The organism is Curtobacterium sp. 18060 (assembly GCF_902706105.1).
Classification (GTDB): domain Bacteria; phylum Actinomycetota; class Actinomycetes; order Actinomycetales; family Microbacteriaceae; genus Curtobacterium.
The window spans coordinates 67,831-78,488 of the sequence record NZ_CACSJV010000015.1 but is presented as its reverse complement, the minus strand read 5'-3'; the positions used below and the strand labels follow the sequence as shown (position 1 = coordinate 78,488).

General features: G+C 72.8%; 10 protein-coding genes. 2 read left to right on the top strand and 8 right to left on the bottom strand.

Translation table 11 applies throughout. The annotated features are described in order from the left end of the window. Nucleotides 1–738 (bottom strand): SUMF1/EgtB/PvdO family nonheme iron enzyme (locus GVL05_RS09620; protein WP_159573012.1); only part of this gene is annotated, 738 nt, incomplete at its 3' end. 170 nt (nucleotides 739–908) lie between these two features. Between GVL05_RS09620 and GVL05_RS09615 the strand changes: the two genes are divergently transcribed. Both GVL05_RS09615 and GVL05_RS09610 read left to right on the top strand, forming a co-directional pair. Then, nucleotides 909–3,464 (top strand): LuxR C-terminal-related transcriptional regulator, encoded by a 2,556-nt coding sequence (locus tag GVL05_RS09615; protein ID WP_159573011.1) that lies wholly within the window; start codon nucleotides 909–911, stop codon nucleotides 3,462–3,464. Between the two features lie 144 nt (nucleotides 3,465–3,608). Beyond that, nucleotides 3,609–3,809 carry a hypothetical protein gene (locus GVL05_RS09610; protein WP_123292622.1) on the top strand — a complete coding sequence of 67 codons (201 nt, stop codon included), beginning with the start codon at nucleotides 3,609–3,611 and terminating at the stop codon, nucleotides 3,807–3,809. Nucleotides 3,810–3,849: 40 nt separating this feature from the next. On the opposite strand, the gene GVL05_RS09605 is transcribed toward GVL05_RS09610, so the two are convergent. From GVL05_RS09605 to GVL05_RS09575, 7 genes are all read right to left on the bottom strand, one after another. Continuing rightward, the gene (locus GVL05_RS09605) at nucleotides 3,850–5,487 is read right to left on the bottom strand and encodes a SulP family inorganic anion transporter (RefSeq protein WP_235035925.1); all 1,638 of its coding nucleotides are present in this window, start codon (nucleotides 5,485–5,487) and stop codon (nucleotides 3,850–3,852) included. Next, nucleotides 5,487–6,164, bottom strand: a complete 678-nt coding sequence (locus GVL05_RS09600) for a GAP family protein (RefSeq protein WP_131878849.1) — start codon at nucleotides 6,162–6,164, stop codon at nucleotides 5,487–5,489. Before GVL05_RS09600 ends, GVL05_RS09605 begins: the two co-directional genes overlap by 1 nt. Beyond that, entirely contained in the window at nucleotides 6,161–7,381 is a 1,221-nt protein-coding gene (locus tag GVL05_RS09595; protein ID WP_159573010.1) for an AI-2E family transporter, read from the bottom strand. Before GVL05_RS09595 ends, GVL05_RS09600 begins: the two co-directional genes overlap by 4 nt. Before the next feature lie 51 nt (nucleotides 7,382–7,432). Beyond that, the gene (locus GVL05_RS09590) at nucleotides 7,433–8,791 is read right to left on the bottom strand and encodes a hypothetical protein (RefSeq protein ID WP_159573009.1); all 1,359 of its coding nucleotides are present in this window, start codon (nucleotides 8,789–8,791) and stop codon (nucleotides 7,433–7,435) included. Nucleotides 8,792–8,822: 31 nt separating this feature from the next. Next, nucleotides 8,823–9,542 (bottom strand): GAP family protein, encoded by a 720-nt coding sequence (locus GVL05_RS09585; protein WP_159573008.1) that lies wholly within the window; start codon nucleotides 9,540–9,542, stop codon nucleotides 8,823–8,825. Nucleotides 9,543–9,625: 83 nt separating this feature from the next. Next, nucleotides 9,626–10,120: a DUF1269 domain-containing protein gene (locus GVL05_RS09580; protein WP_123292617.1), complete on the bottom strand. Its 495-nt coding sequence runs from the start codon at nucleotides 10,118–10,120 to the stop codon at nucleotides 9,626–9,628. A 28-nt stretch (nucleotides 10,121–10,148) separates the two neighbouring features. After that, nucleotides 10,149–10,655 (bottom strand): DUF1269 domain-containing protein, encoded by a 507-nt coding sequence (locus GVL05_RS09575; RefSeq protein ID WP_159573007.1) that lies wholly within the window; start codon nucleotides 10,653–10,655, stop codon nucleotides 10,149–10,151. Between the last annotated feature and the right edge of the window lie 3 nt (nucleotides 10,656–10,658).

Below are 10,658 nucleotides of genomic sequence, written 5' to 3'. Positions count from 1 at the left end.
CGTCGGGGTCGTCGGGGTCGTCGGGGTCGTCGACGGATCGTGCCGCTCGGTGTACCGCGAATCGGTCCACTCCCACACGTTGCCGATCATGTCCACCAGACCAAGCGCGTTCGCGGGGAACGACCCCACGGGCGACGTCCCCGTCCACCCGGCAGCCCCGGTGTTGCGGTACGGGAACGCCCCGTGCCACGTGTTGGCCATCGTCCGGCCGCCCGGGTGCGCCTCCCTCCCCCAGGCGAACGGCCACGACGGGTCACCGCCGGCGCGCGCCGCGTACTCCCACTCGGCCTCGCTCGGCAGTCGCCCACCGACCCACGCCGCGTACGCCGCCGCATCGCCGTGCGAGACCTGGACCACCGGGTGCTCCTCGCGTCCGTCCACCGACGACGTCGGCCCGGCCGGGTGCCGCCAGTCAGCACCCGGACACCAGGTCCACCAGGCCCGCCAGTCGCCGAGGTCCACCGGTCCGGTCGTGGGCGCGAACACCAGTGACCCCGGAGCCCGGTCGGCCGGCGCCAGGTCGGGGTACTGCACGGGGTCGAGCGCGCGCTCGGCCTCGGTCGTCCACCCGGTCGCCGCCACGAAGGCGGCGAACTCGGCGTTGGTGACGGGGTGCGCGGCGATCCGGAACGCGGCGACCGTGCGTTCGTGCACCGGCCCCTCGTCGGGGTAGTAGCGGTCCGAACCCATCAGGAACGCACCGCCTGCGACGTCCACGGCCTCGAGCAGGGTCTGCATGCACCCGATCCTCGGGCGTCGGGACCGCGGGCCGCCTCACCCGGAGCGGATGAGGCAGCCGCCCTCACCCGGATGGGGTGAATGTCCTCAACGCGCACGACGATCCCTCGCCTCGACCGCCCGCCGCGCCTATCGTGAGCAACGCAAGCCTTTTCAGGGAAAGGCCTCACATGCACACCTTCCAACAGACCAGGAGCAGCGGACAGCGCACCGGCACGGGGACGCCGGTCGGGTCGGACCCGACCACGACGGTCCCACCCACCGATGCGTTGGAGCGACCGCGGCTGCTCGACCACCTCCGACGGTTCCGCCGCTCCGACCGACGCCTGCTCACCATGTGGGCGCCGGGTGGTGCCGGCAAGTCCACCGCGCTCGCCGCGTGGGCGGAGCTCCTCACGGCGGACGACGTCGTCGTGCGGTGGCTCGACGCGGACGCACTGCTGCAGGAGGACCCGCCGCAGACCGTGCACGACGACACCGAGCAGTGGCTGTTCCTCGACGACGTCGACCGTCTGCTCGGCGGGCTCGGTGTCCCGCCGCTCATCCGGCTCCTGCGCGCGTGCGGTCCCCGGACCCGCGTCGTCGTCGCCGGACGCTTCGAGCCGAGCGGGTTCGCCGCCGTCACGCAGGCGGCAGGCGGGCGGCTCGTCGTCCCGACGCAGGACCTCGCGTTCAGCGTCGAGGACACGCTGGCCCTCGCGCTCCGCTTCGACCTGGTGCTGCCGATCCAGGATGCCGAGACGCTCACCCACCGGACGGCGGGGTGGGCTGCGGGGCTCGCGCTGGCGATGCCGTACCTGCTCGAGCAATCCGACCGCGGCGCAGCGGTCCGCCACTTCGGCGGCGACCAGCACCAGGTCGCCGACTACCTGGTGGCACGGGTCCTCGACACGCTGGACGACGACCACCGCGACGTCCTGATGCGGACGGCCGTCGGGTCCGAGGTCCCGCTCGCCCTCGCCGTCGAGCTCACCGGGCGTGCCGACGTCGGCACGGTGCTGCAGCGGCTGAGCGCCCGGAACGTGCTCGTGACCACGAGTGCCGACCAGGACGGCTTCCGGTTCCACCCGATCCTCGCCGGCTTCATGCGCGCCGAGTTCCGTCGCCGCGACGAGTGCGGCGCGGTCCGCAACCACGTCGCGGCGGCCGGGTGGTACGAGTCCAGGGGCCTGCACGTCCTCGCGCTCGAACAGGCACTGCTCGCGCGCGACCAGTCGGCGGTGCGCGGGCAGCTGGAGCGGTCCGGCGGTGTCCTGCTCATGGAGGGCCGCGCGGCCATCGTGGCGACGGCTCTGCGAGCGCTCCCACCGAGCCAGGACTCACTGGCCACGCTCACGATCCGCATCGGCATGGACGCCCCGTCGTTCCCGGACCGCATCGGCACCGAGGAACGGTTCGCCCAGGCGGCCGCGCAGCTCGCTGCAGCCGCACCCGAGGACGCACGGGTGTGGCGGCCGGTCATCGAAGCGCTCCGGTCGTTCACCGTCGAGGACCCCGACGACGCCTCGGCGCGGTTGCAGGAACTCGGCGCGTACCTGCGGCAGACGCCCGTCGAGTCGCTCGACGTCGCGCTGCTGCTCCGGGCTGCGGTCGCCTGGTGCCTCGTCGTCGCCGGCCGCCGGCGCGACGCCGACCAACTGCTCCGGTCGATCCAGGCGGCCGCTGCGCACGCCGGGTTCTCGTGGGTCTTCCTCATCGCCTGCGACACCGCCGCGACGCTCGCCGTCCGCACCGGCGACTGGCGGACGGCCTGCGAGTACGAGGCGCGGATGGGCGCACTGCCGTTCGACACCGCGCCGCCCTACAACCGCGCGACCGCCCGCGCGCTGCTGCTCGCGACGTCACGCGCCTACCTGCGCTGCGAACCGGTGTCGTTCACCTCGTTGCACCGCATCGACCAGGCCGACCCGACCGGGAGCGAGCTCGGGCTGCTCTTCCAGGTGCGCGCACTGCTCCTCGTCGCGGCGATCGACGCCTCGCCCGCCCCGCGGGAGGCCCTCGCCCGGCTCGTGCAGCTCGTCCGCTTCGACGGCCGCGACCACCCGCGGGTGGTCGCCGGGGCCGCGACGCGCCTGCACGCCTGGTCGAGCACGCTCCACGGCGCACCCGCAGCGGCCGAGGTCCGCCGCATCGTCGCCGACGTCCTCGGCACCGACTCCCTCGAGGTGAACACGCTCCGGCTGCTGGCCGGCGGGCGGACCGACCACCTCGTCGAACGCGACCTGGCCGCAGCGGTCGACGGCGACGACGCGGCGTGGTCCGGGACGAGCATCGTGAACGCCCACCTCGCCCTCGCCGAGCACGCGTGCACGCACGGCCGGCCCGCCGAGGCGGCCGAGCGGGTCCGCCGCGCGCTCGCCGTCAGCGAGGAGTTCGGCTACGCCCGCGAGTTCCTCGCCTGCCGGGGTGCGGGCGCGCAGCTGGTGTTCCGGCACCACGGGTCGTACGGGGCGCTCGAGCCGTACGCCGACCACGTCCTCGCGCTGGCGGAACACGAGCGGATTGGCGTCGGACTGGAGCGTCCGGAGGCCACGGTCCCGCTGACCCCCAAGGAGCAGGAGCTGTTGCTCGAGCTCCCGGCGCACCAGACCGTCGCCGAGATCGCGGCGAAGCACCACCTCAGCGTGAACACGATCAAGACCCACCTGCGGAGCATCTACGGCAAGCTGTCCGCCGCGGGGCGCACCGAGGCGGTGCAGGCCGCTCGTCGGCGCGGCCTGCTCTGAGGCGGTCCGGCCGGGGACCCGGCGCGCTCGGGCCGGACCTCCGAAGCGCTGCGGACACGACGGAGACCTCACCCGGATCAGGGGAACCCCGCACCGGCCCCCGCGCGGGATGATCGTGGCTCCACGACGAGCAGGAGGCCGACGATGAGCCGCTACGAGGTGCGTCTTCCCTACGCGATGTCGGAGACCCTCGTCGCCGCGTTCCCGGAGTTCTCGCTGGTGCAGATCGGCCCCGGCGAGACGCTGCTCGTCGGCGACCTGTCCGACCAGACGCAGCTGCACGGGCTGCTGGCCCGGATCGCCGACCTCGGGCTCGACATCGCCGAGCTCCGGCAGCTGCGCTGACCACCGGCGGGCACGCGCGGCCTCGAAGGCCTCGGTGGCCTCAGCGGCCGAGTTCGGCGACGGCCGCCCGGTTGCTCGGGAAGAAGCGACTGCCCCCGACCAGGTCGAAGTGCTCGAGGTCGGCCCGCGTCGCCGCCCGTGCTCGCGAGAAGCCGACCTCGACCCCGTTGGCGCGGGCCCAGTCGAGCGCCTCGCCGGCGACGTCCGCCGCGGTCGTGTCGATCCCGGTGACCGCGCTGCAGTCGAGCACCAGGGCGTGCACCGGGACAGCCTGGTCGTCAGGGGCGAGCACGGAGCGGACCGCCGATGCGAAGCGCTGGGCGTTGCCGAAGAAGAGCGGTCCGGAGAACCGGAGGACCACGACGCCGGGTGCCGACGAGACGCTGCCGTCTCGGGCAGCCCGGAACACGTCGACCGGGTCGCCGCTCGGCACCAGGACGTCGGCGGGCGGGTTCGCGGCGGACCGGATGACGTTGACGAGCGACAGGACGAAGGCGATCGCGATGCCGATGATCGGGCCGAGCAGCAGCACCCCGAGGAAGCAGACGGCGGCGACGGCGAACTCGAACCGTCGGAGCCGCCAGAGCCGGGCGAAGTCGCGGAGGCCCAGGAGCGGCACGACCGCGACGGCGACGATCGCGCCGATCGCCGGCGAGGGGATGTCCTCCAGCAGCGCGGTGCCGAAGCAGACGACGAGCAGGGTGAGCACCGCGGCGATCAGCGACGGCAGCTGGGTCCTGGACCCGCTCTGGTCCATGGCCGCCGTCCGCGAGGCCGACGAACCGACCGTGAACCCGCCGGTGAGGCCGGAGCCGAGGTTCGCTGCACCGAACGCCCAGAGGTCGCGGTTCGCCCGGTCCGTGTAGTCGTGCGCTTCGGCGTACCGGCGGGCCACGAGCAGCCCCTCGGCCATCGCGACGAGGGTCAGGGCGACGGCGCTCGGGATGACCTGGACCCACTGGTGCCACGAGATCTGCGGCCACGTCAGGGTCGGTGGTCCGGCGGGCACTTCGCCGAGCACTGCCACGCCGGCGTCGTCCAGCCGGAACACGATCAGGACGACGGTCGTCAGGACGAGCACGACGAGTGCCCACGGGATCGCTCGGAACCGACGGCCGATGACCAGCACGGCCACGGACCCGACGGACAGGCACACCGACCACACGTTGAGGTGTCCGAGCCCGGTGACGAGTTCCCCGAACCGCGGGAGGAACTCGTTACCGCTGTTCACCTTGACCCCGAGCATCTTCGCCACCTGGCTGAGCAGGATGTCGAGCGCGAGCCCGCCCACGAACCCGACCAGGATCGGCGCGGACAGGAAGTTCGCCAGGAACCCCAGCTTCAGGACGGCGCACAGGGCGAACACGACGGCGCCGACGAGTGCCTGCGCCAGTGCGAGCTGGACGTACGACGCGCTGCCCGTCGCCGCGAGCCCGGCGAGCGAGGATCCGACGAGCGCGGCCGCCGCGGCGTCGGGCGACGCCACCAGCTGTCGACTCGACGCGAGCAGGGCGAACAGCACCGCCGGCACGATCAGGGAGTACAGCCCGGCGGTCGGTGGCAGACCGGCGATCTGCGCGTACCCGATGTTCAGCGGGATGGCGATCGCTGCGAGGGTCACGCCGGAGAGGGCCTCCGTGCGCCACGAGTGACGGTCGAGCCCGGCCAGGATGCGCATCAGAACGCACCGAGGCCCTTGCCGATGGTCGTCACACCGATGACGAGCAGCAGGACCGCCATGATCGTGGCGTTGTTGGCGGTGAGCCAGTCGCGCAGCGCCCCGAGCGCTCCCTGCACCCGGGTGCGGGCGACCAGGTAGCCGACGACGGGGACGGCGATGCTCAGCGAGGCGAGGACGACGAACACGACGAGCGCCCAGACGACCGACCCGGTGTCCGCGCCGCTGGTACCGACGGTGACGCCGGCCGCCACGGCCATCATGAGGTTCTTCGGGTTGACGGCGGCGAGCAGGAAGGCCAGTCCGGCGGCGCGCACCGGTGTCATCGAGTCGATCGCGGACATCCACTTCGGGGGCGTCGCCGTGGTGCCAGGGGCCGGCCGTGCCCGCCACTGCCGCACGGCGAGCAGCACGAGCAGCACGCCGAGCACCAGCTTCACGGCACCGGCGACGGGTTGCGACGCGTCGGGGTCACCGGCCGGGATCAGGGACGACAGCAGGGTGACGACCACGACGGCCACCGCGATGCCGACGACCCAGCCGACCAGGAACGCCGTCGCGACCGACCTGGCGCGCGGCGCGAGCAGCATCAGGATCGCGGCGATGATCGGGATCGGGCTGATCGCGATGGTCACGGCCTGCGGCAGGAGCTCGCCGATGAGCGGAGCGGTGTTCACGGGGTGCCCTTCGTCGTCGTGGTTCCGCCGGGAGCGGTCGGTGTGCGGCGGTCCGTCCGCCCAGTGGGGGGCCCGAGGCCGGTCACGTCGCCGAGGACCGGGCGCATCCACCGCGCGTCCGGGTTCGCGTCGACCAGGACCGCGCGGACCAGCAGGGTCAGCGGGATGGCGAGGACGGCGCCCATCGGCCCGAGCACGGCCGACCAGAAGACGACGGACAGGAACGCGATGGTCTGGTTGAGGGACACCGCCGACCCGACGATGTGCGGCTGCAGGCCGGACTGGATGACCCCGTTGATCACGGCGTAGACGACGATGACGACGATCGCGTTCTGCCAGCCGTTCGCGAGCAGGGCGAGGATGACGGGCGGGATGATGCCGATCCAGTACCCGATGTTCGGGATGAAGCCGGTGATGAAGGCCAGCAGGCCCCAGAGCGCCGCACCGGGGACCCCGAGCAGGACCAGCGCGAGGGCGTCGAGCGCGGAGACCGCGGCGCCGAGGACGGCCGTCACGACCATGTACCGGCGGACACTGACGGTGAACCCGGTGAGCGCCTCGACGAGCTGGGGACGGACCGGCCGGAGCCGGTCGGCGATGAGTCGCCCCCACCCGGCGTCGAGGGTCATGAAGACGATCAGCGCGAGGACGACGACCAGGCCGACGCCGAGGCCGAAGACGCTGCCGACCAGGTCCGACACCGCGCCGATGACGGTGCCGGGGCTGAGCCCCGCCAGCAGTCTCTGCACTTCCTGCTGCCCGACGCCGAGCGACGTCAACCACTGCCCGAGTTGGTCCTCCACCGCGTGCATCTGGTCGGCGTACTGCGGGAACAGCGTGGCGAACTGTGCGACCGAGAGCACGAGCGCCAGCGAGAACCCCACCAGCAGCACCAGGATCACCACGATGACGACCGTCGAGGCGAGGCTCCGGGCGAGGCCGAGTCGTTCGAGGAACACCCGGGCCGGCTGGACGCAGATGGTGACGACGAGGGCGAGCGCCGTGGGAGCGATGATGCCGGCGAACCGGGAGCAGCCGACGGCGATGACGACCGCTGCGGCGAGACCGAGCATGATGCGCAGCCCACGACCCGACCCGACCGTGGCTGCCGGCGCGGCGTCGGGACCGGCGTCGGGACCGACGTGACTCGGCGTCGTCGGATCGGCGGGTCGGCGCGGTCGGTGCGGTCGGTGCGGTCGGCGCTTCCAGAGTGACATCGGGGCCTCGTCTCCCTCGCGGCCCCGGTCCCCGGATGCCGTGCTCGGACGCTAGTGCGCTGCGGAACCGACGGGATCGTCAGTTCCGGGTGAGACCCCGGCATCGCCGCGAGCCCCCTCCGGACGCTGGAGGACCTCGAGCACGGCGACGAGGGCGAGCGCGCCGACCAGGGTCCACACGACGAGCGCCGGCTCGAGCGGGCGGCTGAGCACGATGACGGTGGCCGCACCGAGCGCGACGAGGGTGCGGATGACGACCCTGCCCCGGTACAGCTGCACCCCGACCCGCCCGGTGCCGATGCCGAGGGCGTCGCCGCGGCGGCGGAGTGCCCCGGCACCGCGGACGGCGAGGTGCCGGAGACGTCGGGCCGTGTCGGACGAGCCGGCGAACCACGCGACGAGGGCCACGCACGCCGCGAGGACCGCGCCGGCCACGGCGGCGTGCGCGGCGAAGGCGACCACGGTGTCGTAGACGGCTCGAGCTGCGTTGCGTGGCATGAGGTCCGGCGCCAGCGCCCGCACCGCGAACACCCGTCCGATCCCGATCCCGGCGAGCGTGGCGAGCATGGCGAGGGCGACGCCGACCGCGGCGAGGGTGAGCGCCCGGGCCCGACGTCTGGCCATGACGACGCCGACGGCGATGCAGGCGACCAGGAGCCACGGCAGCCACACGGCGGACACCTGCAGCAGGGTGTACCCGGTCTGCGCCCGGACCGCCGCGTCGGACGTCGCGATGACGATGGTCCGGTCGACCGCGGGGATCCGTTCGGCGAAGGTGAGCCCCCGGTCGACGAGCCGCTCCTTGACCTCGGCGACCACCGGCCCGAGCTGGATGCCGATCGACCCGTCCGCCCCGATCGCGACCGCTGCCCGTCGGTCGCCGCTGAGCGACGCCACCATCTGGGTGTGCCCGGTGCGGAGCAGTTGCTTCCACAGGTCGGCGAACTGATCGGACGCCACGAACCGGTCCACGGTGCCGGAGACCAGGTCCTGGATGCCGGCGGTCGCCGGTGCCTCGAGCGCCGAGAGCGCGGTCTTGGCCCGGGGTGGCAGGTCCAGCCCGCGGATGCCGTCGAAGAGCGCTCCCGTCAGCCCGGCGACGTCCAGTTGGTCCTCGATCGCGCCGACCGTGCGGTCCGCGACCAGCGTCTGGACCGCCCGGTCGCGGGCGAGCGGCGCGAACGTCGCCACGAAGGCCTCGGTCGAGGTGACCTCGCGCTGTGCCCAGGTGGTGATCACCACCACCGGTGCGAGCAGCGCCCCGACGACGATCAGTGCGGCGGACGGGATCGCCCAGCCCCACCCGCGGCGGTGGACCGTCATGTCGTCGGAGTCCTGCCCGGCGAGCCGGATGCGCAGGCGCTCGTTCTCGGCGCGGAGTGCGGCGAGTTCGTCCTCGGTGGTGGTCATGGGCTGCGGTCCTTCCCGGGAGCGGCGAACGTCAGGAGATCAGGGCGGAGACGGCCTTCTGCAGCTGCAGCACACCGATGACCAGGATGAGCGCCGCGTTGAGCACGTTGGTGTGGCCGGCGATCCAGGTGCGCAGGCGCTCGAGGAGCGGTGCCGCAGCGTCCCCACGCGCGAGCACGAAGAACACCGGGACGGCGATCGGTGCGACCCCGACGGCGACGAAGGCGATCGCCACGGCGGCGCCCTGCCCGGCGGTCACCGGAGCGCCCGCGATGTCGATGCCGGCGATGATCGCGCACGAGGCGTCGACGGGGTTGACGGCGAAGATGCCGAACCCGAGTGCGAGGGACCGCGCCGGCGTGAACTCGCTGACCTTCTGCAGCCAGCCGGGCAGCTGTGGTGCGGCTGCCGCGACCTGCTCTGGCGTCGACGCCTCGGACATCTTCCGCAGGTCACGGCCGCCGCGCCGGAACACCCAGACCGCGGCGGCGATCAGCCCGAGTGCGATGACCAGCCGGACCACGGCCGTCCAGAGCGGGGTGTCGGTCCGGGGGTAGAAGTCGATCGCGGTGAACACCGCGACGGAGACCCCCACGACGACGACGGTGGCGAGCAACCAGCCGATGAAGAACGCGAGGCCGTTGGCGCGGTACCGCCGCGAGAGCAGCTCGGCCACCAGGGCCATGATCGCCAGTGGGCTGAGCAGGATCCCGAGCGCCGGCGCGATGAGTCCGACGATGAGCGCACCCATGAGCCCGGTCCTTCCACGGTGGGGGGGGGTGGCGACGCGCCGCCGACGTCAGGTGTCGGCGGCGCGTCGCCCGGGGCGCACGCTCAGCGCGCGCCGGTCATGTCGTGCGCGAGCTCGTGTTCGTCGTCTGCCGACAACGAGGTCTGCACGATGGTCCCGCCGAAGCGGGAGAGGGCTGCACCGAACTTGTCCTCGGTGATCTTCGTGGCGTAGATGACGACCGCGGAACGACCGTCCGCGACGGCGCTCTTCACCCGGTCGCGGAACTCGGCGTTCAGCCCGGTCTTGTCGAGCCCGGCGAACAGCGCGCCGAGCGCACCGCCGATCACCAGTCCGAAGAACGGCACGAAGAACAGGAGTCCGAGGAGGGTGCCGAACAGGGCACCTCCGGCGGCACCGGCCCCGACGTTGCCCGCCGGACCAGGGGTCTCGACGTGCGTCTTGCCCTTGTCGTCGACGCGGACGAGCGCGAGGCCGGACAGCTCGACGACGAGGTCGCTCTGTAGCTGCTGGACTTCCTCGTAGGCGGCGACGGCACTGGCGTCGTCGTCGAACGAGATCACGATGAGGTCTGCCATGATCGTTTCCTTCCGTTGGTGGTGGTCGTCACTCGGAGTAGCGGCTGACCCGGACCGGGCCGGCGCCGTCGAGGATGCGGTGGGCGGCGTCGACGGTCTCGCCGTCACCGTGCACGATCACGAGGTACCGGTCGGCCTTCAGGTCGTCCTCGTACTGCGGGATCTCGTCCTCGGGGACGGCCAGGCCGATGAGTGCGCCGAGACCCGCACCGATGCCGGCTCCGACGAGCGTGCTGGCCAGCCACCCGGCGGCAGCGACCCACCCGATGCCCGGGAGCCAGACGAACCCGAGCAGCAGCCAACCGGTGAGCGCGCCCCACAGGGCACCCCACCCGCCGAACGTGCCGGCCTCGTTGCCGACCGGGATCCAGCCGTGCACCTTCTTCTCGTCCTTGACGCCCTTGCCGACGATCGAGACGACGTCGTCGCCGTACCCGGCGTCCTTGAGCGCCTTGGCGGCGCCGAGGGCCTCGTCACTCGTGGCGAAGACACCGACGGTCGAGTCGGTGGCGGTGGTCGTGGTCGTGGTGGCCATGGG